At 65.7% G+C, this 19,455-nt stretch carries 20 protein-coding genes; 12 read left to right on the forward strand and 8 right to left on the reverse strand.

The window, feature by feature from the left end; all coding sequences use genetic code 11:
- Positions 1–24 precede the first annotated feature (24 nt).
- The 3 genes from AC3WN8_RS17625 (at position 25) to AC3WN8_RS17635 (ending at position 2,361) form a co-directional block, all read left to right on the forward strand.
- Entirely contained in the window at positions 25–741 is a 717-nt protein-coding gene (locus tag AC3WN8_RS17625; RefSeq protein WP_492670769.1) for a TerC family protein, read from the forward strand.
- A gap of 148 nt (positions 742–889) precedes the next feature.
- Positions 890–1,945, forward strand: a complete 1,056-nt coding sequence (locus tag AC3WN8_RS17630) for an AI-2E family transporter (RefSeq protein WP_492670770.1) — start codon at positions 890–892, stop codon at positions 1,943–1,945.
- Between the two features lie 2 nt (positions 1,946–1,947).
- Positions 1,948–2,361, forward strand: a complete 414-nt coding sequence (locus AC3WN8_RS17635; RefSeq protein WP_492670845.1) for a DUF2147 domain-containing protein — start codon at positions 1,948–1,950, stop codon at positions 2,359–2,361.
- A 4-nt stretch (positions 2,362–2,365) separates the two neighbouring features.
- Here the strand turns inward: AC3WN8_RS17635 and AC3WN8_RS17640 are convergent, their stop codons facing one another.
- Genes AC3WN8_RS17640 through AC3WN8_RS17650 form a run of 3 tightly spaced genes read right to left on the reverse strand, consistent with a single transcriptional unit; the run spans position 2,366 to position 4,523 of the window.
- Positions 2,366–3,343, reverse strand: a complete 978-nt coding sequence (locus tag AC3WN8_RS17640; RefSeq protein ID WP_492670771.1) for a quinone oxidoreductase family protein — start codon at positions 3,341–3,343, stop codon at positions 2,366–2,368.
- Positions 3,340–4,038, reverse strand: a complete 699-nt coding sequence (locus AC3WN8_RS17645; protein WP_492670772.1) for a dienelactone hydrolase family protein — start codon at positions 4,036–4,038, stop codon at positions 3,340–3,342. Before AC3WN8_RS17645 ends, AC3WN8_RS17640 begins: the two co-directional genes overlap by 4 nt.
- Positions 4,026–4,523, reverse strand: coding sequence for a methylated-DNA--[protein]-cysteine S-methyltransferase (locus AC3WN8_RS17650; protein ID WP_492670773.1), 498 nt, complete (start codon positions 4,521–4,523; stop codon positions 4,026–4,028). The genes AC3WN8_RS17645 and AC3WN8_RS17650 overlap by 13 nt, the downstream gene beginning before the upstream one ends.
- A 52-nt stretch (positions 4,524–4,575) precedes the next feature.
- Between AC3WN8_RS17650 and AC3WN8_RS17655 the strand changes: the two genes are divergently transcribed.
- The 6 genes from AC3WN8_RS17655 to AC3WN8_RS17680 are packed head-to-tail and all read left to right on the forward strand — an operon-like array spanning position 4,576 to position 10,369.
- Entirely contained in the window at positions 4,576–4,815 is a 240-nt protein-coding gene (locus AC3WN8_RS17655) for a DUF6489 family protein (protein WP_492670774.1), read from the forward strand.
- A gap of 4 nt (positions 4,816–4,819) precedes the next feature.
- Positions 4,820–6,109 carry a tRNA uridine-5-carboxymethylaminomethyl(34) synthesis GTPase MnmE gene (gene mnmE / locus AC3WN8_RS17660; protein ID WP_492670775.1) on the forward strand — a complete coding sequence of 430 codons (1,290 nt, stop codon included), beginning with the start codon at positions 4,820–4,822 and terminating at the stop codon, positions 6,107–6,109.
- A 60-nt stretch (positions 6,110–6,169) separates the two neighbouring features.
- Positions 6,170–8,023 carry a tRNA uridine-5-carboxymethylaminomethyl(34) synthesis enzyme MnmG gene (gene mnmG, locus AC3WN8_RS17665; RefSeq protein WP_492670776.1) on the forward strand — a complete coding sequence of 618 codons (1,854 nt, stop codon included), beginning with the start codon at positions 6,170–6,172 and terminating at the stop codon, positions 8,021–8,023.
- Positions 8,020–8,655 (forward strand): 16S rRNA (guanine(527)-N(7))-methyltransferase RsmG, encoded by a 636-nt coding sequence (gene rsmG / locus AC3WN8_RS17670; protein ID WP_492670777.1) that lies wholly within the window; start codon positions 8,020–8,022, stop codon positions 8,653–8,655. The genes mnmG and rsmG overlap by 4 nt, the downstream gene beginning before the upstream one ends.
- Positions 8,652–9,434: a ParA family protein gene (locus AC3WN8_RS17675; RefSeq protein WP_492670778.1), complete on the forward strand. Its 783-nt coding sequence runs from the start codon at positions 8,652–8,654 to the stop codon at positions 9,432–9,434. Before rsmG ends, AC3WN8_RS17675 begins: the two co-directional genes overlap by 4 nt.
- The gene (locus AC3WN8_RS17680) at positions 9,431–10,369 is read left to right on the forward strand and encodes a ParB/RepB/Spo0J family partition protein (protein ID WP_492670779.1); all 939 of its coding nucleotides are present in this window, start codon (positions 9,431–9,433) and stop codon (positions 10,367–10,369) included. The genes AC3WN8_RS17675 and AC3WN8_RS17680 overlap by 4 nt, the downstream gene beginning before the upstream one ends.
- Before the next feature lie 192 nt (positions 10,370–10,561).
- Here AC3WN8_RS17680 and AC3WN8_RS17685 read toward each other — a convergent pair whose 3' ends face one another.
- Positions 10,562–11,509, reverse strand: coding sequence for a LysR substrate-binding domain-containing protein (locus tag AC3WN8_RS17685; RefSeq protein ID WP_492670780.1), 948 nt, complete (start codon positions 11,507–11,509; stop codon positions 10,562–10,564).
- 84 nt (positions 11,510–11,593) lie between these two features.
- Here AC3WN8_RS17685 and AC3WN8_RS17690 point away from each other — a divergent pair, with 84 nt between their 5' ends.
- From AC3WN8_RS17690 to AC3WN8_RS17700, 3 genes are read left to right on the forward strand one after another with little or no spacing between them, the layout of a single operon-like run.
- Positions 11,594–12,679, forward strand: coding sequence for a hypothetical protein (locus AC3WN8_RS17690; protein ID WP_492670781.1), 1,086 nt, complete (start codon positions 11,594–11,596; stop codon positions 12,677–12,679).
- Positions 12,676–13,581, forward strand: a complete 906-nt coding sequence (locus tag AC3WN8_RS17695) for a TolB family protein (RefSeq protein ID WP_492670782.1) — start codon at positions 12,676–12,678, stop codon at positions 13,579–13,581. Before AC3WN8_RS17690 ends, AC3WN8_RS17695 begins: the two co-directional genes overlap by 4 nt.
- Before the next feature lie 3 nt (positions 13,582–13,584).
- The gene (locus AC3WN8_RS17700) at positions 13,585–14,406 is read left to right on the forward strand and encodes an NmrA family NAD(P)-binding protein (RefSeq protein WP_492670783.1); all 822 of its coding nucleotides are present in this window, start codon (positions 13,585–13,587) and stop codon (positions 14,404–14,406) included.
- A gap of 202 nt (positions 14,407–14,608) precedes the next feature.
- On the opposite strand, the gene holA is transcribed toward AC3WN8_RS17700, so the two are convergent.
- Genes holA through AC3WN8_RS17720 form a run of 4 tightly spaced genes read right to left on the reverse strand, consistent with a single transcriptional unit; the run spans position 14,609 to position 19,154 of the window.
- Positions 14,609–15,640 (reverse strand): DNA polymerase III subunit delta, encoded by a 1,032-nt coding sequence (gene holA, locus AC3WN8_RS17705; protein ID WP_492670784.1) that lies wholly within the window; start codon positions 15,638–15,640, stop codon positions 14,609–14,611.
- Positions 15,637–16,161, reverse strand: a complete 525-nt coding sequence (gene lptE, locus AC3WN8_RS17710) for an LPS assembly lipoprotein LptE (protein WP_492670785.1) — start codon at positions 16,159–16,161, stop codon at positions 15,637–15,639. Before lptE ends, holA begins: the two co-directional genes overlap by 4 nt.
- Positions 16,158–18,656, reverse strand: coding sequence for a leucine--tRNA ligase (gene leuS / locus AC3WN8_RS17715; protein WP_492670786.1), 2,499 nt, complete (start codon positions 18,654–18,656; stop codon positions 16,158–16,160). The genes lptE and leuS overlap by 4 nt, the downstream gene beginning before the upstream one ends.
- Positions 18,657–18,665: 9 nt before the next feature.
- On the reverse strand, positions 18,666–19,154 hold the full coding sequence (locus AC3WN8_RS17720; protein WP_492670787.1) for a DUF3576 domain-containing protein: 489 nt from the start codon (positions 19,152–19,154) through the stop codon (positions 18,666–18,668).
- Positions 19,155–19,455: the final 301 nt, after the last annotated feature.

Genomic DNA, 19,455 nt, shown 5'->3' on the forward strand with positions numbered 1-19,455 from the left:
CCAGCTGCGCGTTTCGGGGGCACGATGATCGATATTCTCGCACTTTCGGCGGCGGCGGCCGGCTCGATCGGTTCACCGGTCGATATCTGGCACCACATCGTCGCCGATTTCTCGAACATCGGGCATCCCGCACAGATGGCCGCGTTCGTCCAGGTGTTGATGATCGACATCGTGCTGGCGGGCGACAATGCCATCGTCGTCGGCGCGCTGGCCGCCGGACTGCCGGCCGAGCAGCGCAAGCGCGTCATCATGATCGGTATCATCGCCGCTCTGGTTCTGCGGATCGCCTTCGCATTGGTGGTGAGCTGGCTGCTCGGCATCATCGGCCTGATCTTCGCGGGCGGCGTGCTGCTGCTCTGGGTCGCATGGAAGATGTATCGCGAGCTTCATCCCGCGGGCAGCGGCGATTCGCCCGAGATCCACGGCGACCAGCATTCGGGCGTCCGCCCCGCCAAGAGCTTCGCGGCCGCGGCCTGGGCGGTCGCGCTCGCCGACGTCTCGATGAGCCTCGACAATGTGCTCGCGGTCGCCGGTGCGGCGCGCGCGCATCCCGGCATCCTGATCATCGGGCTGCTGCTGTCGGTGGTGCTGATGGGCATCGCCGCCAACATCATCGCCAAATATATCGAGCGCTATCGCTGGATCGCCTATGTCGGCCTGCTCGTCATCCTCTATGTCGCCGGCAAGATGATCTATGACGGCATCGTCGATCCGGGCGTGGGGCTGATCAGCCTGTTCTAATTCTGCTCCGCGGGGCGAAGCCTCTCGGTTTTCGGGCAAAGCGCGCGATTCACGGATCGCGCGCTTTGCTGTAGATTGAGCCGGTTCGGTCGAATCCGGCCGTCGCGTAAAGCCGCAGTGCAAAACGTTGCGGCCTGTTGGGGGTATCATGACGAAGCTGGAGGATCGCACTTTCCTGGCGCTGGTCGTCATGATCTCGATCGCGCTCGCCTGGGTGGTCGCGCCGTTCTTCGGCGCGATCCTGTGGGGGCTGGTCGCCGCCATCCTATTCGCGCCGCTCTATCATCGATTGATGCGCCGGCTTTCCGGACGGCGCAATATCGCGGCGCTGCTGACGTTGCTGGTGATCATCGCGATGGTCATCGTGCCGGCGATCCTGCTCGGCATTTTCCTGCTCCAGGAAATTTCCGCCATCTATGTGAAGATCCGCACCGGGCAGATCGATTTCGCGCTCTATTTCCAGGAGATTCAGCAGATCCTACCAGGTTGGGCGCGCAGCATGCTGCGCCGCCTGGGGCTCACCAATATCGGCGCGGTGCGTGAACTGATCGCGGCGGGCATCACCAGCAGCTTCCGGTCGCTTGCCGCCCAGGCTTTCCTGATCGGCCAGAGCGCCTTCGGCTTTCTCGTCGCGCTCGGCGTGATGCTCTATCTGCTTTTCTTCCTGCTGCGCGACGGCGAGGGCCTGGTCGCGCGGCTCCATGCCGCGGTGCCGCTGCGGCCGGAACAGAGCGCTGCACTGGCCGATCGGTTCGTCGCGGTGATCCGCGCCACCATCAAGGGCAGCGTGATCGTCGCGATCCTGCAGGGGACGATCGGTGGCATCGTGTTCGGCCTGCTCGGCATTCAGGGCGCACTGATCTGGGGTGTGATGATGGGTTTCCTGTCGCTGCTCCCGGCGATCGGCACCGGGCTGGTGTGGGTGCCGGTGGCGATATACCTGCTGGCGACGGGCGCGATCTGGCAGGGCATCGTACTCGTCTTTTGCGGGCTGTTCATCATCGGCATGGTCGACAATATCCTGCGCCCGATCCTGGTGGGCCGCGATGCGCGCATGCCCGATTATATCGTGCTGATCTCCACCCTGGGCGGGCTCGAGGTGTTCGGATTCAGCGGCTTCATCATCGGACCGGTGATCGCCGCATTGTTCATCGCGGCATGGGATATCCTGACCGAATCCCGAAAGGCGGAGCAGACGGTTTGATCATGATGCTTCGGCTGGCGCTCGCTGCGGCTGCGATGCTGCCCGCACAGCTGGACGCCGCCCCGGCGGATCGCTCACGTGGAATCTGGCGCAATCCGAGCAACAGCGTCCATATCCGTGCCCATCCCTGCGGGCGGACGATGTGCGGCACGGTGATCTGGGCGAGCGACAAGGCAAAGGCCGATGCGCGGCGCGGCGGGACCGAGGAACTGGTCGGCGCGCAGCTCTTCAGCGGCTTCGTTCAGGAGAAGAACGGCGTCTGGCGCGGCAAGGTGTTCGTGCCCGATATCGGCAAGAGTTTTTCGGGCACGATCACGGTGGTGGATGCGCGCACGCTCAAGGGCGCGGGCTGCCTGATCGGCCGGATCGGCTGCAAGTCGCAGCTGTGGACGCGCGTCGACGAACCGGCCGGATAAGAGCTCAGGGTAGCAGCACCGTCGCACCCAATGTCTTGCGCGATTCAAGCGCCCTGTGCGCTTCGGCCGCATCGGCAAGCGGATAACGCTGGCCGATCTCGATCTTCACCGCGCCCGAAGCGAGCATTTCAGTGAGCCTCTGCCATCCCTGCGCGCGATCGGCGGGCAATTCGATCCAGTCATAGACGGTCGGACGGTTGAGGAAGACCGATCCGGCACGCGCGAGCACCAATGGTGCGATCGGCGGAACGGGGCCGCTGGCATTGCCATAGCTGACGATGATCCCGCGCTTGGCGACGGAAGCCAGCGATGCGTCCCAGCTATCCTTGCCAACGCCGTCGAGCACGGCATGGGCACCGCGGCCGTTCGTGGCGTCGCGGACCGCCTCGGCAAGCGTGTCGAAACCGCCGTGAAGCGAGACATCGGCGCCGAGCCGCGTCGCGAGCGCGGCCTTTTCGGGGGTGCCGCTATGCGCGATCACATGTGCGCCGACCGCCTTGAGCCACTGGATGAGGATCGAGCCGACGCCGCCGGCGGCCGCATGGACGAGCACCGACTGGCCGGGTTCGACGCGTGCGCAACGCTCGACGAGAGACCATGCGGTGAGGCCCTTGAGCAAAGCCGCGGCCGCGGTCTCGGCATCGAGCGCGTCGGGCAGGGGAAAGCTGCGCACCGCATCGGCGACGACATGGGTCGCATAACTGCCGTGCTTCGCGAAATAGGCGACTCGATCGCCCGGCGCGAAGCCGGTGACGCCTTCGCCGACCGCCTCGACGATGCCGGCACCCTCCGTGCCCAGCAATATGGGCGGCGGCGCTGGATAAAGGCCGGTCCGGTAATAGATGTCGATGAAATTGACCCCGACCGCCTGGTTGCGGATTCCCAGCTCGCCGGGCCCGGGGGAGGGCAGGTCGATGGTCTCGCGTTCGATCGCCTCGACGCCGCCGGGCTCGCGGACGATCAGTCTCCAGGCGGTGCTCATCCCAGCGTCTCCGCGAAGAAGGCAGCGGTCCGTTCGTCGGCGAGCCGGGCGCCGGCCTCGTCGCGGCGATTGCTCATCTCGGCGGCGAAACCATGGTCGAGACCGTCATAATCGTGGATCGTCACCTTGGGATGATCGTCGAGCCCGTCATGCATGGCTTTCTGGGCGGCGGGGCCGACGAAGTGATCGGCGGTCGGAATGTGGAGCAGCACGGGATGGGCGATGGCATGCTTCTCACCGAGCAGCCCGTCGATCCCGACGCCATAATAGCCGACCGAGGCATCGATATCGGTGCGCGCGGCGGTCATGAAGGCGAGCCGACCGCCCAGGCAATAGCCGACACAGCCGACCTTCTTGCCGCCGCTCTTCGCGCGCGCCACGTGGATTGTCGCTTCGATGTCCGCGATACCCTGAACCTGGTCAAACTTGCCCATCCAGCCCAGCGCTTCCTGGAACTCGGCGGGCACGTCGGGATCGAGCTCGATACCCGGCTTCAGCCGCCAGAACAGATCGGGCGCGATGGCGAGATAGCCGGCCTTTGCCCAATCGTCGCATTTCTTGCGGATCCCGGGATTCACCCCGAAAATCTCCTGGATCACGACGATCGCGCCACGCGCCTCGCCGTCCGGTTCCGCGCAATAGCCCTGGAAGCTGCCATCTCTTTCGAGCGTTTCGATCGCGATCATGCCGGCCATGGGAGTACCTTTCCTGAGTGACGGGATTCGTGGTCGAGCAACCACAATTTGGTCGCCGGCCCCTTGCCGCCCGAATAGGGGCCGAGCCGCCCGCCCGAAGCCAGGATGCGATGGCATGGGATGACGATGGGGAAGGGGTTGCGTGCGCAGGCCTGACCGATTGCGCGGGGGCCGGACTCGAGCAGCCGGGCAAGCGCGCCATAGCTGAGCATGTCGCCATAGCCGACAGCGGCGATACCGGCACGCAGCGCTTCGCCACGTATGCTGGCCGACGGCGCGAGCGGCAGATCGAAAGCGCGCAGCTTTCCCGTGAAATAGGCGTGAAGCTGCGCTTCGCATTCGCGCAAAGGCGCCGTGCTCGCGGCCTGCGCCGGATCGGCGGTGTCGGGCTCGATCGAGATGCGTGTGACGACTTCGCCATCGGCGTTTATCCTGACCATGCCGATGGGCGTTGCGATCAGGGCATGGTCGGGCGCATAAGTCATCGACAAGAGCCTAGCAGCGCCGCTTGGGACTGCTCAAGGGGAGACGCACGCAATGAAGATCAATGTCGAAGTCGATTGCACGCCCGAAGAGGCGCGGCGTTTCATGGGCTTGCCGGATTTCACCCCTGTGCATGAGAAATACGTCTCCAACATACTGGAATCGATGGACAAGGGCGTCAGTCCAGAGATGATGGAAGGGCTGATGCGGAGCTGGGCGCCGATGGGCGAGGCGGGCATGAACATGTGGCGCAAGATGTTCGATCAGGTCGGGGGCGGCTCGTCCTCGTCCTGAGTCGATGACCACCATCTACGCGCTTTCGAGCGGCGGCCCCCCGGCCGCGCTCGCCGTCATACGGATCAGCGGGACCGGGGCCGGCGCGGCACTGACCGCATTGGCCGGGCGCTTGCCGCAACCGCGCCGCGCGACGCTCGCGACGCTGACCGATCCGGCCGATGGCGACGCGCTCGACCGTGCATTGATCCTGTGGTTCCCGGGCCCCGGCAGTGCGACCGGCGAGGATCTGGTCGAGCTTCACCTGCATGGCGGCCGTGCCGTCGTTGCGCGGACATTGTCGGCGCTGGCCATGATCGACGGACTGGTCCCGGCGGGACCGGGCGACTTCACGCGTCGCGCATTCGAAAATGGCCGGATCGACCTGGCGGAGGCGGAGGGACTGTCTGACCTGCTGTTCGCCGAGACCGAGTTGCAGCGGCGCAGCGCGCTCGCGGTGGCGGGCGGGGTGTTGAGCGCGCAGGTGGGCAGATGGCAGGATCGGTTGCTGGCGATCTCGGCACAGGTCGAGGCATTGCTGGACTTTGCGGACGAGGATGATGTCGTCGGACCGGAAGAGGGACGACTTCAGCACGAGATCGAAACGCTGGCCGGCGAGATCGGCGGATGGCTGGCGCGTCCGACGGCGGAGCGATTGCGCGAAGGGGTACGCGTGGCGCTGGCCGGGCCGCCCAATGCCGGCAAGTCGACATTGCTCAATGCCCTGGCGGGGCGGGAGGCGGCGATCGTTTCGCCGCGCGCGGGCACGACGCGCGACGTGATCGAGGTTCCGCTGGCGCTGGCTGGACGTCCGTTCCTGCTGATCGATATGGCGGGACTTCATGTGGGGACGGGCGACGAGATCGAGGCGATCGGCATTGAGCGGGCGCGGGGGGTGATCGCCGAAAGCGACATCATATTGTGGCTCGGCGATGAGGCGCCCGATGACGCGCTCGATCCCGTCCGGGTCGTCCGGCTCCATGCCCGCGCGGACCTGCCGGGCCGCGACGCGGAACAGGGCTTTGTCGGGATTCGGGTATCGGCGGCGACCGGCGCGGGGCTCGATGCCCTGGTGGACATGCTGATCAAACGCGCCGACGCGGTGCTGCCAAGGCCCGGTGATGTCGCACTCAATCGGCGACAGCGCGAGGCACTGGAGCAATGCCGGTCGGCACTGCTCGATCCAATCGACGATCTTCTGCTGTTCGCGGAATCGCTGCGGCTCGCGCGACTGGCGCTCGATCGGCTGACGGGGCGAGCGGGGACGGAGCAGATGCTCGACGCGCTTTTTGGGCGATTCTGCATCGGCAAGTGAGGCTGTTCCACGTGGAACATTTTGACTTGGATCGGGGCATCCCGTAGCGCAGTCCCAGCCATGGCGCGCGATTTCGACATCATTGTGGTGGGCGGCGGACATGCCGGATGCGAAGCCGCGGCTGCGGCAGCGCGGACGGGTGCGCGCACCGCACTGGTCAGCTTCGCGCGCGAGACCATCGGTGCCATGTCGTGCAACCCGGCGATCGGCGGGCTGGGCAAGGGGCATCTCGTCCGTGAAGTCGATGCCTTTGACGGGCTGATCGCACGCGCCGCCGATCATGCGGCGATCCATTACCGGATGCTCAATGCGAGCAAGGGCACGGCGGTGCAGGGCCCTCGTGTCCAGGCCGATCGTCGTCGTTACAAGCAGGCAATCCACGATCTTCTCGCCGGCCAGGACAATCTCGAGATTGTCGAGGGTGAAGCGAGCGCGCTGGTCTTCGATGGTGCGTCGCGCGTCGCCGGGCTCGAACTCGGCAATGGCGACACGTTGCGCGCCGCTGCCGTGGTGCTGGCCACGGGCACATTCCTCAACGCACGGATGTTCTGCGGTGCCGATATCAGCGTCGGCGGCCGGGTGGGGGAGGCGGCCGCGCAGCGGCTCGGCGATCAGCTTCGCGCGCTGAACTTGCCGATGGCACGGTTGAAGACGGGTACGCCGCCACGGCTGGACGGGCGGACGATCGATTGGGCCGTGCTCGAGGAACAGCCGTCGGATGATGGCTGCTGGACGATGTCGGCACTCGAATCGCGCCGGCCGGCACCGCAGCTTTTCTGCGCGATCACGCGCACCAATGCCGAGACCCATGCGATCATCCGGGGCGGGCTCGATCGATCGCCGCTCTATACCGGTGCGATCGATGCGCTTGGTCCACGCTATTGTCCGTCGATCGAGGACAAGGTGGTTCGCTTCGGTGATCGTGACGGTCACCAGGTCTTTCTGGAACCCGAAGGGCTGGACGACGCGCTCGTCTATCCCAACGGGATTTCGACCTCGCTGCCGGTCGATGTCCAGCATCGGATGATCCGCAGCATGGCGGGGTTGGAACGGGCCGAGATCGTCCGGCCCGGCTATGCCGTCGAATATGATCATATCGATCCGCGCGCGCTGGAGGCGACTCTCGCGGTGCGCGGCGTGACGGGACTCTATTGTGCCGGACAGATCAATGGTACGACCGGCTATGAAGAGGCGGCGGCGCAGGGTCTGATCGCCGGACTCAACGCGGCAGCATTTGCCGCCGGCAAGGCGCCGCTGATCCTCGATCGGGCGACGAGCTATATCGGCGTGATGATCGACGACCTTGTCCTGCAGGGCGTGACCGAGCCGTATCGGATGTTGACCGCACGCGCGGAATATCGTTTGCGCCTGCGCGCCGACAATGCACCGACCCGGCTGACGCCGTTCGCGATCGCGGCGGGCTGTGTCGGTGCGGAACGGCGGCGTCATTTCCTCGATCGGGAAGATGTCCGCGCGCGCGTGGTCGCGGCTTTGTCCGAAGTCGTCTCAGCCAACTTGCTCGTCGAAGCGGGAATCCCGGTCTCGGCCGATGGTTCGCGCCGTCCGCTGATCGAATGGATGCGTTTTCCGCAGGTCGGCGTGGCTGAAGTGTCTCGCCTGTCCCCGGCATTCGACCATGTCGAATCCGGCCTGGCCGAAGAGATTGCCGAAGATGCCCGCTACGCGCCTTATCTGGCACGGCAGGATGCGGAGATCCGGGCATTGCGCGCCAATGAGGATATCGGCATCGATCCCGATTTCGACTATCGCGCGATCGCTGGACTTTCGAACGAGATGACCGAGCGATTGGAGGCGGCGCGGCCGGCGACGCTCGCCGCCGCTTCACGTATTCGTGGCATCACGCCGGCGGCCCTGTCGGCAATCCTCGTCCAGGCAAAGCGTCAGGCCGCATGACCGAGGAGGAGGCGCGTCACTGGCTGACATCGACGCTTGGTGTTCCACGTGAAACAATGACGGTGCTCGAGCGCTATGTGACGCTCCTGCTCGACGAGGCGACCCGGCAGAATCTCATCGCCGAATCAACGCGTGATCATATCTGGGCACGCCATATCGTGGACTCTGCGCAGCTCGTTCCGTTGGCGAGCGAGGCGCCGAACGGCAGCTGGATCGATCTCGGATCGGGCGCGGGTCTGCCGGGGCTCGTCGTTGCCGCCATCACCGATCGGCCGGTGATGTTGATCGAATCGCGCCGCAAGCGTGTCGAGTTCCTGGAGGCGGCGGCGGCCGCGATGGGGCGGGGGTCGCAGATCAGCGTCGAGGGAAGACGGGTGGAAGTGTTGCCGTCCGGAACCGCCGCGGCCGTCATCAGCGCGCGCGCCTTTGCACCGCTCGATCGTCTTTTCACCGTCGCTCATCGCTTTTCCCGTTCCGGGACCGTCTGGTTGCTGCCAAAAGGGCGCAGTGCGCAGTCCGAACTGGAAGTCGCGCTGGGGACGTGGCAAGGTGTGTTCCACGTGAAACAGAGCGTCACCGATCCGGATTCAGCGATCATCGTGGCGCGCAACGTGCGGCGGGGAAACCGATGATCCGGATTGCGGTTGCGAACCAGAAGGGCGGGGTGGGCAAGACCACGTCGGCGATCAATCTCGCCACCGCGCTTGCGGCGACGGGATGGCGCGTGCTGCTGATCGACCTCGATCCGCAGGGCAATGCCTCGACCGGGCTTGGCGTGCACCAGGCCGAGCGCGTCAATTCCTCCTATGAATTGCTCACCGGCGATTGCTCGCTCGATGACGCGGTCATCCACACCAAAGTGCCCAAGCTCGACATCATCGCCTCGACCGTCGACCTGTCGGGTGCGGAGATCGAGCTGGTCTCCTATGAGGAACGGACCGACCGCCTCAAACAGGCGCTCGACGGTGCGACGCCCGGGCGTTGGGACATTTGCCTGATCGATTGCCCGCCCTCGCTCGGTCTGCTCACGATCAATGCGATGGTCGCGGCGCGATCCCTGCTCGTTCCGCTGCAATGCGAATTCTTCGCGCTCGAGGGGCTCAGCCAGCTGCTCAGCACGGTCGAACGGATCCGCGCGCGCTTCAATCCAGACCTGTCGATCCTGGGCGTGGCCCTGACCATGTATGACCGCCGCAACAAGCTGACCGAGCAAGTCGCGCAGGACGTCCGCGCCTGCCTGGGCAAGGTCGTGTTCGAAACGGTGATCCCGCGCAATGTCCGCCTGTCCGAAGCACCGAGCCATGGTATGCCCGCGCTGATCTACGACATGCGCTGCGCTGGCTCCGAAGCCTATATCGCCTTGGCGCGCGAGCTGATCGGACGGCTGCCGCGCGCGGCGAAGGCGGCATGAGCGACGATCAGCCGGACAATGCGGCGACCGCCGCCGCCGCGCCGAAGCGCCGCCCGAGCGGTCTCGGTCGTGGATTGAGCGCATTGCTCGGTGAAGTCGCGCGCGAGGAACCGGTTGCGGCATCCTCGGGCGGGATGGGACCGCGCGCCGGCATCCAGATGGTCGCGGTGTCCGATCTGGCGCCGCATCCCGAACAGCCGCGCCGCCATTTCGATGAGGCCGCGCTCGACGAGCTCGCCGGATCGATCGCCAAGCGCGGTGTGATCCAGCCCATCGTCGTGCGCCCCAATGGCAGCGGCTTCCAGATCGTCGCCGGCGAACGCCGCTGGCGTGCGGCGCAGCGCGCCCATATCCATCAAGTTCCGGTAATCGTTCGGGATTTCGACGATTCCGAAGCGCTCGAAATCGCGCTGATCGAGAATATCCAGCGCGAGGACCTCAATGCGATCGAAGAGGCGGAAGCCTATCGCAAGCTCGCCACCGAATTCGGCCATAGCCAGGAGGCGCTCGGCAAGCTCGTCAGCAAGTCGCGCAGCCATATCGCGAATCTGCTGCGGCTGCTCGACCTGCCGGCACGTGTGCGCGACTGGGTGGCCGACGGCCAGCTCCAGATGGGCCATGCCCGCGCGCTGATCACCGCGCCCGATCCGGAAAGCCTGGCCGAGCAGGTCATCCGCCGCGGCCTGTCGGTGCGCGAAACCGAGAGCCTGGCGCGTGAGGCGAAGCCCGGCGGTGGCGGCGGCATGCGCAGCTCGTCGTCGGGCCAGAAGGGTGGCGACGCCGATATCGAAGCGCTCGAACGCCAGCTGGGCGATCTGCTCGGCCTCAAAGTGCGAATCCAGCATCAGCTCAAGAGCGGAACGGTGACGCTGGCCTATCATTCGCTCGATCAGCTCGACATGATCTGCCAGCGGCTGAGCGGCGAGAAGATCTAGGGTTTGATCCCGTCCGGCGGGGCCGGACGGATTCAGCATCGTCACTTCTTCTTTTCGCGCTTTCGCGTCTTCGCGTGAACCGGGTGGCCCTGTGCCAGCTGCCGAACCCGCATGTTTCACGTGAAGACGCGAGAGCGCGAAGGTCGTCGATATGGCCCGCACCCTTTCCGCGAAACACCGGACAAGAGCCGCTCACGCGCCGGACGGCGGTTCCATGATGATGGCACGGCGGATCAGCTCTTCTGCGGCATCGCAGCTCCGCGCGGCTTCCCCGGCGAGCCAGTCGCGCAATTTTCCGATCTTTTCGGTCCGCTGACGCGTGATCGGATAGGTGAACCAGAAGGCGCGCCCGTCGCCCGCGACCAGATCATGTACGGGCATGAGGCGTCCGGTCGCGATCTCGTCGTGGAAGAGGATGGGCGAGGCGATGACGATGCCATGTCCCGCGACCGCCATCGCGACATCGAGATGCTCCGCCGAAAGCCGCGCGCCAAAGCGGTCGGGCGCGGGGGCCGCCGCACCAAGGGCCTGACTCCAGAGCGCCCACCAGTCCGGGCGCCCGAGCAGCGGGACATCGGATCGATGATCCGGATCGCCGAAGCCGAGGACGGCATTCTTCAGCGCCGGCGCGCAAAGCGGCATGAAGATCGCGGGAAAGAGCCTGATCGCGCGCAAGCCCGGCCAGCTTCCATGACCATTGCGGATTGCGGCATCGAAGCGGCCCGTGCTCAGATCCTCCGCATCCACCGACAAATCCAGATCGACGCTGAGTCCGGGATGTTCGGCGCAGAACCGGCCGAGTTTCGGAGTCAGCCACGCGGCGGCCAGCGTCGGCAGCGTCGTCAGCGCAATCCGGCTCTGATCGATATCCTTAGCGCTGGCAAAGCTGGCGCGGAGGGCTGCGAAGGCGGCGGTCGCCTCCTGAGCGACAATTGCCCCCGCTTCGGTGAGTTCGACGCGGTGCGCCTGGCGCAGGAACAGCATCACGCCGATCTCGGCCTCGAGCTGGCGGACATGATAGCTGACCGATGCGGCGGTGGTTCCAAGCTCCTGCGCCGCCTTTGCGAACCCGCCCAGACGTGCGGCCGCCTCGAATGCCCGGATCGACGCCAGGGACGGAAAGCGCTGCGGCTCGACCATAAGTCTGACTTAGCCTCGAGCCGCGAGCTTCGGCTAGCCAGAATATGCCGCGGATGCGACCAATCCCATGGAAGGGAGACTGCGATGCCGGTTTTCACGCACCGATCCAGCCGCCGCGACATGCTCTCGACCCTCTGCATCGCGGGCGGCATGGTTTCGCTTGCCGCGCCGGCCAGGCTCGTCGCCGGCGGCGCCGCGACCAGATCGCCGACCGACGACTGGGCATGGCTTGTCGGCAATTGGGATGTCGCCAATCGGCGACTGAAGGCGCGATTGGCCGGCAGCACAGAATGGGAGGCATTTCCCGGCAGGAGCGCCATGTGGCCGACGATCGGGGGCCTCGGCACCATCGACGACAATGTCTGGCATATGCCCGACGGCGTCTATCGCGGACTGGGCATCCGCGCCTTCGATCCCGTCCGCCGGCAATGGGCGATCTGGTGGATAAGCGGACGCAATCCCACCGTCATCGATCCCCCGGTGCGCGGAAATTTCGATGGCGATGAGGGCGTCTTCCTGGGTGAGGATGTGCACAAGGGCCGACCGGTCAAAGTGCGCTTTCGCTGGCACGATATTCATGGCGCACGGCCGCATTGGGATCAGTCCTTCTCCGTCGATGACGGCGCCACCTGGGAGATGAATTTCACCAACGCCTTCTCACGGACCGCCCGCATTCCGGCGTTGTTGCCTGTCGCTCCCGACGCGCCGCACGATTTCGATTTTCTGGCCGGACGCTGGGATGTCCGCCATCGCCGATTGAGAAAGCGGCTGGCCGGCAGCACCGAATGGGACGTCTTTGCCGGCACGCTCGTCAATTGGCCCGTGCTTGGCGGATATGGCAATGTCGGGGACAATGTGATGCATTTCCCCGCCGGCTCCTATCGCGGTGTGGGATTTCGCACCTTTGATGGCGTGACGCGGCAATGGTCGAGCTGGTGGCTCGATGGCTGCAATCCGGCGAATATCGGCAAGCCGCTGCGTGGCGCCTTCGCCAATGGCATCGGACGCTTTTTCGCCGATGACGAACATGACGGACGGAGAGTCGTTTCACGGGTCGTCTGGTCGCAGATCACCGGGCAGTCCGCGCGGTGGGAGCAGGCTCTGTCGCCGGACGGAGGCGTGACCTGGGAGGTCAATTGGGTCAGCGATTTCCGGCGAAGGGGGGCGTGAGCATGATCGTTGCCCTGTCCTGGCTGCTGCTGACCGGCGCCTCCCCCCAGTTCGAGATCGCCGATGCGGCCGAAATATTCGCGCCGGGCATCGCGTCCACGACCGGATATGCCGAAATCCGCTTGACGATCAGTCCCGACGGACGGACCGCGCTCTGGTTCAGCCGCGACCGCCCTGGTGGGCCGGGCGGCTACGACATCTGGATGTCGCGGCGCAGCACGAGCGGATGGTCAACGGCCTTGCCGGTTTCCTTCAATGCGCCCGGACGCGATTTCGATCCGGCCTTTTCACGCGATGGTGCGCATGTCTATTTCTGTTCCGACCGTCCCGGTGGATTGGGTGGGGACGATATCTGGCGCGTCGCGGTGACCGAGACGGGCTTTGCCCGACCCGAACATCTGGGCCCGAACGTCAACAGCGCCGCCAACGAATTCGCCCCGATGCTTTCGCCCGACGGCAAGCGCCTGTTGTTCTCCAGCGATCGCCCCGGCGGCGCGGGCCGCCACGACCTCATGGTCTCGCGCCGCAAGGGTAGGCGGTTCGCGCCCGCCACGGCGCTGCCCGGCGGCATCAACACGCCCGCCGACGAATTCGACGCGACCTTTCTTCCCGACAATATGACGATCATCTTCGCGCGCGCCGGCAACATGCGGACCGATCGGGTCGCGCTGTACGAAGCAGGGTCTCGCCTTGGCCTTTACGATCCGGGCCGGCCTTTGCCGCAGGGCGTCAATAGCGGGGACAAGGACAGCTATGGCGCGATGATCGATTGGTCGGTGCCGAACCGCCTCCTCTGGTCGGCGCAGGGCGACGGCGCCCGGACAATGGACCTGTATCTGGTCCGCTTCCGGCCGATGCGGAAACTTGGACATCGGCGATCCCCGGCACAGGCAATGGAGTGAATCATGGTGCAGTCTCCCATATTGATCGTCGGCGGCAGCGGAAAATCGGGCGCGCGCGTCGATGCGCGATTGCGGGCGCTGGATATTCCGACACGTCCGGTTTCGCGCTCGACTCCGACCGCCTTCGACTGGCTCAGGCCCGAAAGCTGGCCCGCCGCGCTTGTCGGGGTCGACAAGGCCTATGTGACCTATCAGCCCGATCTTTCGGTCGAAGGCGCGGCGGAGGCGATCGCGGCGCTTGCCGCATTGGCCCGCGAGAACGGGCTGCGGCATATCGTCCTGCTCTCCGGCCGCAACGAGCCGGGCGCGCCACGGGCGGAGGCGGCCCTGCAAGCCTCCGGCATCCCCTGGACCATCGTGCGCGCGAGCTGGTTCAACCAGAATTTCTCGGAAGGCTATCTGGTCGACAGCGTCATCGCCGGTGAGGTCGCGTTACCGGCCGGGCCGGTCGCCGAGCCGTTCATCGATGTCGACGATATCGCCGATGTGGTCGTCGCCGCGCTGACCGACGACCGTCATCTGGGCAAGCTCTACGAAGTGACGGGGCCACGCGCATTGACCTTCGCCGAAGCCGTCGCCGAAATCGCCGCCGCGACGGGACGGCCCATACGCTATACGCAGATCCCCGCGGAGACCTTCGCCGACGGGATGCGCGCCGCCGCCGTGCCCGCCGATGTCATCGAACTCCTCACCGAATTGTTCACGGTCGTTCTCGACGGGCGCAGCACGCAAACCGCATCCGGCGTGGAGGACGCGCTGGGACGTCCGCCACGCGACTTCGCGGACTATGCACGCAGCACCGCGGCAGCGTGTGTCTGGAACTAGAGTCTGATCCGGCTAGATTAACTCATCTTGTCATTCCCGCGAACGCGGGAATCCCGCTATTCCGTGAAACATCAGAAAGAAGAAGAAGCTGGATTGACCTACGGTCGACTACGTCCCCCGCTTTCGCGGGAATGACATCATGGGTGGCGCTTCGACTCAGATGGATCAAACTCTGGGGTCGATCGGCCTAAATTATTGGATTTCAACGCGCGCGCTGTGCGGCGCGGCTGATCGCGATGAATTCCGCTTCGACCGCGACCGCGCCGAGCGTTCCCGAGGATTTCATCGCCCGCTCGGCATCCAGCAGCCTGGTTTGCGCGATGGTGAGGCGTTCCGCGCTCCAGCGCTGGAGCTGGCGCTGAACCGACGCCTTTTCCTTCCAGAATATCGCCTTGCCCGATGACGTCATGACGGCATCGACGCTGTTGCCCTGTTCGACTTCGGCGCGAAGCTGACCGAGAAGCTGGGCGCGCTTCATCACCGCGCGGATCAAAGGAATCCCTTCCATGCCGACGCTGCCGAGCCGCGCCAGTTCCGCGGCGGCGGCACCCGGCTCACCGCCCATCACCGCGTCGACCAGCCGCGACATGTCGCCCTCATCGGCATCGGCGGACAATGCGTCGAGCGCGGCATGATCGAGTTCGGCCGGGCGATCGGGCGCCGCGTCGAGATAGGCTGCGAACTTCTCGATCTCGCGCGCGAGCACCGCGCGGTCGTTATTGGCCGCTGAAGTCAGCCGTCGCGCCACGTCGACCGATGCGAGGCGAAGACCGGCATCGCGCGCCATCGCCTGGGCGAGCCGCTCGGCATCCTGTCCCTCGGGCGCATAGCTGGCGAACACCATGATCGCGGGTTCGGCCAGAGCGCGCTTGAGCAGGGCGCTCGTTCCCCTCAGCGTGCCGGCGATCGCGACCACGGGATTGCCGGCGACATTGGCGGCGAGCAGTGCCTCGACCGCGGGCAGGCTGTCGTCGGCGCTGGTGATGGCGACGCGGATGTGGCGCGCGCCGCCGAACAGCGAGATCGATGCGGCTTCGTCCGCCAGGCGCGCGGGATCGCCCTTGAGCGTGGCGGAATCGAGATCGATGCGTTCGGCCTCGGGCCCCATTGCACGTTCGAGCCGTTCGGCGAGCGCGCGCGAACCCGCTTCGTCGGGGCCATGGAGCAGAAACAGGCGGATATCGGTCGGCGGCGCGTCGAGCGCCCGTTCGATCTGGCCCTTATTGGCCTTCACGGCGGCGGCGCCTCGTTCGTGCGCTGTGCGTAAAGGGCGAGCCTGGCGACGATCTGGTCGGCAATCACCTGCGACAGATTCTCGAGCGCGGTATTCTCGGCGGCGATGGTCGCATATTCCGAGCTGACGATGTCGATGCCCGCATCGGATCCGGCGGTGGCGTCGAGCACCACCGTGCCGCGTCCCGCCTCGACGAGCTGATAGCGCGCGCGCAGCGTCCGCCGTTCGCGCGTCACCGAATCGTCGGCGCGGATGCCGAAGCCGGTGATCTGATCGTCCAGTTCGACCTTGAGGCGATAAGTCGGTGTGCCCTGCGGGGCTGCCGCCAGCCGGTCGACGATGGCGTTTCGGACGAGCCAGCCGGCCTTGCCCTCGATCGGCGCGACCTCGATCTGGCCGAGCGCCTGCGCAACCGCGCCGCGCGAACCGTTGCCGTAAAGCGGCTTCAGCCCGCAGCCCGCCAGCGTCAGCGAAGCCAGCAGCAGCGGCCCGATCAGCAGCGAGGCGGGCACGCGTCTCATGCGACGAGGTTCACGAGCCGGTCGGGCACGACGATCACCTTTTTGGGTACGGCGCCGTCAAGTTGCCGCACCACGTTCGGCGCGGCAAGCGCCAGCGTCTCGAGCAAGGCGCGATCGGTGCCCTTGGCGACGATGAGCGTATCGCGCAGCTTGCCGTTGATCTGGACCGCGATCGTCACTTCGTCGTCGACCAGCAAGGCCGGGTCGACATCGGGCCATGCGGCGTCGGCGACCAACCCGCTATTGCCCAGTTGCGCCCAGCCTTCCTCGGCCAGGTGCGGCACCATCGGGGCGACGAGCCTGACGATGGTCCGGATCGCATTGGTTCGCGACGCGGAGGGTCTCGCTTTCTCGATCGCGCCGGTCAGCTCGTAAAGCTTCGCAACGGCCTTGTTGAAGCCGAGCGATTCCACGTCCTCGGCAACGCCGGCGATGGTCTTGTGCAGCTTGCGGTCGAGATCGCGGTCCTCGCCTTCGGCATCCTCGATGCCGTCGATCAGGCGCCACAGCCGGTTGACGAAGCGCCACGCGCCCTCGATGCCCGACTCGCTCCAGGGCAGGTCGCGCTCGGGCGGGCTGTCCGACAGCATGAACCAGCGCACCGCATCGGCGCCATATTGATCGACGATCGGTCCGGGATCGACGGTGTTGCGCTTCGATTTCGACATCTTCTCGACCCGGCCGGGCGTTGCCGCCTCACCGGTCTCGACGATGACTATCTGTCCCTCGCGCTTCTCGACCTCGTCGGGCGCGAGCCAGCGGCCATCGGGCGCCTTATAGGTCTCGTGCGTCACCATGCCCTGGGTGAACAGGCCGGTGAAGGGCTCTTTCACGTCGATCAGCCCGATATGCTGGAGCGCGCGCGTCCAGAAGCGGGCGTAGAGCAGATGCAGGATCGCATGCTCGACGCCGCCGATATACTGGCCGACGGGCAGCCAGCTTTCGACCGCCGCCTTGTCGAACGGCCGGTCGTCCGGCTGGCTGGCGAAACGGATGAAATACCAGCTCGAATCGACGAAGGTGTCGAGCGTATCGGTCTCGCGCCGCGCCGGCTTGCCGCATTTCGGGCAGTCGACATGTTTCCAGGTCGGATGCCGGTCGAGCGGATTGCCGGGAATGTCGAAGCTGACATCCTCGGGCAAGGTCACCGGAAGCTGGCTCTTGGGCACCGGCACGACGCCGCAGCCCTCGCAATGGACGAAGGGGATCGGGGTCCCCCAATAGCGCTGGCGCGAGACGCCCCAGTCGCGCAGCCGCCAGACCGTCGTGCCCGTGCCCCAATGTTCGTGCTGCGCGCGCGCGATCACCGCCGCCTTGGCTTCCTCCACCTCCATGCCGTTCATGAAGTGCGAATTCACCATGCGGCCCGGGCCGGTATAGGCTTCGTTGCCGATATCCGAATTGTCGCCGTCGGGCGCGACGACGCGGACGACGGGCAGATCATATTTGCGCGCGAAATCCAGGTCGCGCTGATCGTGCGCCGGCACGCCCATTACCGCGCCGGTGCCATATTCCATCAGCACGAAATTCGCGACGTAGAGCGGCAGATGCAGGTTCGGATCGAGCGGATGCGCAACGCGCAGCCCGGTGTCGAAACCCTTTTTTTCCGCGGTCTCGATATCGGCCGCGGCGGTGCCCGTCCGCTTGCAATCCTCGATGAACGCCTGAAGCTCGGGGCTGTGCGTCGCCAGTTCCTGCGCGATCGGGTGATCGGCGGCGATCGCGGTGAAGCTGGCGCCGTAGATGGTGTCGGGCCGCGTCGAGAACACCTCGAATCCGCCGGGCCGGCCGGCGAAATGGAAAGTGATCCGCATGCCGCGGCTCTTGCCGATCCAGTTTTCCTGCATCAGCCGGACCTTGTCAGGCCATTGGTCGAGCGTGCCCAGACCCTTGAGCAGATCGTCCGCGAAATCGGTGATCTTCAGGAACCACTGGCTCAGCTTGCGCTTTTCGACGAGCGCGCCCGAACGCCAGCCCTTGCCGTCGATCACCTGTTCATTGGCGAGCACGGTCTGGTCGACCGGATCCCAGTTGACCGCCGATTCCTTGCGATAGACGAGGCCGGCATTGTAGAGATCGATGAACAGCGCCTGTTCATGCCCGTAATAATCGGGTTCGCAGGTGGCGAGTTCGCGGCTCCAGTCGAGCGCGAAGCCGAGGCGCTTCAACTGCGCCTTCATCGCCTCGATATTGGCGCGCGTCCAGCTGCCGGGATGGACCTTGCGTTCCATCGCCGCATTTTCGGCGGGCATGCCGAATGCGTCCCAGCCCATCGGGTGGAGCACTTCCATGCCGCGCATCCGCCGGAAACGCGCAAGCACGTCGCCCATCGTATAATTGCGGACATGCCCCATATGGATGCGCCCCGACGGATAGGGGAACATCTCGAGCACATAGGATTTCGGTTTCGGCGAAGCGTCGTCGGCTCGGAAGGTCTGCCGTTCGTCCCAGACCTGTTGCCAGCGCGCATCCGCGGCGAGCGGGTTAAAGCGCATGGGGCTGGCTTATCCCGGGATCGCGCTGCGCCTCAGGTCGCGCGCCTTGGTGAGGATGATCTCCTCGAGCTTCTGGACGGTCGCGGCCTGGATGGGAGCATCGACCCAGCCGCCGCCCTGGCTGACCTGACGGGCAGCCGAGACGCGCAGCGCGTCGGCGCGCAGATCCTGGTCGAGGATAGTGACGGTCACTTTCATCCGCTCCGACGGATTCTGCGGATTGGCGTACCAGTCGGTCACGATCACGCCGCCATTGGAGTCGGTCTGCAGCAGCGGCATGAACGACAAGGTATCGAGGCTGGCGCGCCACAAATAGCTGTTGACGCCGATCGTCATGACCTTGGATGCGGCCAGGTCGGCGCGCTTGGTGTCGGAGACCGCGTCTTCCGACGCGCCGAGGCCGAACAGTCCCTTGCTCAGATCCTTCTTGATCGCGGTGCAGGCGGAGAGCGAGGCGGCGAGAGCGATCGCAATCGCGATGCGGGACGGGCGGGCCATGTGAAAATCCTGATATACGCTGGTATTTGACCGGGCCGTTATAGATGCTCCGGCGTCGCCCGCAAGCGCGCGTTTGACCGTGCGATTCGGGACTTTATGGGCCTGTTCAGGCTGCCCCTGTGTGCGATGTGCAACAGATGACCGAAAAAGGACGCGAAGCGCTGGAAAATCCCGGCGAGAGCGTGATATGGGCAATGGTAAGCAGAGGAATGCCCAACACATGGTCGCGAGTCGCACAGCTCTGGGAGGAATAGGCGCGGTTATTGCCGTCGCCGGCCTCGCGCTGTCGCCTGCGATTCTC

The organism is Sphingobium sp. FW305-3-2-15-F-TSA7, assembly GCF_058787155.1.

Excerpts from the sequence above, each read along its gene's own strand:
- AC3WN8_RS17625 (WP_492670769.1), top strand. The coding sequence starts at position 25 with ATGATCGATATTCTCGCACTTTCGGCGGCGGCGGCCGGCTCGATCGGT.
- AC3WN8_RS17630 (WP_492670770.1), top strand. The coding sequence starts at position 890 with ATGACGAAGCTGGAGGATCGCACTTTCCTGGCGCTGGTCGTCATGATC.
- AC3WN8_RS17635 (WP_492670845.1), top strand. The coding sequence starts at position 1,948 with ATGATGCTTCGGCTGGCGCTCGCTGCGGCTGCGATGCTGCCCGCACAG.
- AC3WN8_RS17640 (WP_492670771.1), bottom strand. The coding sequence starts at position 3,343 with ATGAGCACCGCCTGGAGACTGATCGTCCGCGAGCCCGGCGGCGTCGAG.
- AC3WN8_RS17645 (WP_492670772.1), bottom strand. The coding sequence starts at position 4,038 with ATGGCCGGCATGATCGCGATCGAAACGCTCGAAAGAGATGGCAGCTTC.
- AC3WN8_RS17650 (WP_492670773.1), bottom strand. The coding sequence starts at position 4,523 with ATGACTTATGCGCCCGACCATGCCCTGATCGCAACGCCCATCGGCATG.
- AC3WN8_RS17655 (WP_492670774.1), top strand. The coding sequence starts at position 4,576 with ATGAAGATCAATGTCGAAGTCGATTGCACGCCCGAAGAGGCGCGGCGT.
- mnmE (WP_492670775.1), top strand. The coding sequence starts at position 4,820 with ATGACCACCATCTACGCGCTTTCGAGCGGCGGCCCCCCGGCCGCGCTC.
- mnmG (WP_492670776.1), top strand. The coding sequence starts at position 6,170 with ATGGCGCGCGATTTCGACATCATTGTGGTGGGCGGCGGACATGCCGGA.
- rsmG (WP_492670777.1), top strand. The coding sequence starts at position 8,020 with ATGACCGAGGAGGAGGCGCGTCACTGGCTGACATCGACGCTTGGTGTT.
- AC3WN8_RS17675 (WP_492670778.1), top strand. The coding sequence starts at position 8,652 with ATGATCCGGATTGCGGTTGCGAACCAGAAGGGCGGGGTGGGCAAGACC.
- AC3WN8_RS17680 (WP_492670779.1), top strand. The coding sequence starts at position 9,431 with ATGAGCGACGATCAGCCGGACAATGCGGCGACCGCCGCCGCCGCGCCG.
- AC3WN8_RS17685 (WP_492670780.1), bottom strand. The coding sequence starts at position 11,509 with ATGGTCGAGCCGCAGCGCTTTCCGTCCCTGGCGTCGATCCGGGCATTC.
- AC3WN8_RS17690 (WP_492670781.1), top strand. The coding sequence starts at position 11,594 with ATGCCGGTTTTCACGCACCGATCCAGCCGCCGCGACATGCTCTCGACC.
- AC3WN8_RS17700 (WP_492670783.1), top strand. The coding sequence starts at position 13,585 with ATGGTGCAGTCTCCCATATTGATCGTCGGCGGCAGCGGAAAATCGGGC.
- lptE (WP_492670785.1), bottom strand. The coding sequence starts at position 16,161 with ATGAGACGCGTGCCCGCCTCGCTGCTGATCGGGCCGCTGCTGCTGGCT.
- leuS (WP_492670786.1), bottom strand. The coding sequence starts at position 18,656 with ATGCGCTTTAACCCGCTCGCCGCGGATGCGCGCTGGCAACAGGTCTGG.
- AC3WN8_RS17720 (WP_492670787.1), bottom strand. The coding sequence starts at position 19,154 with ATGGCCCGCCCGTCCCGCATCGCGATTGCGATCGCTCTCGCCGCCTCG.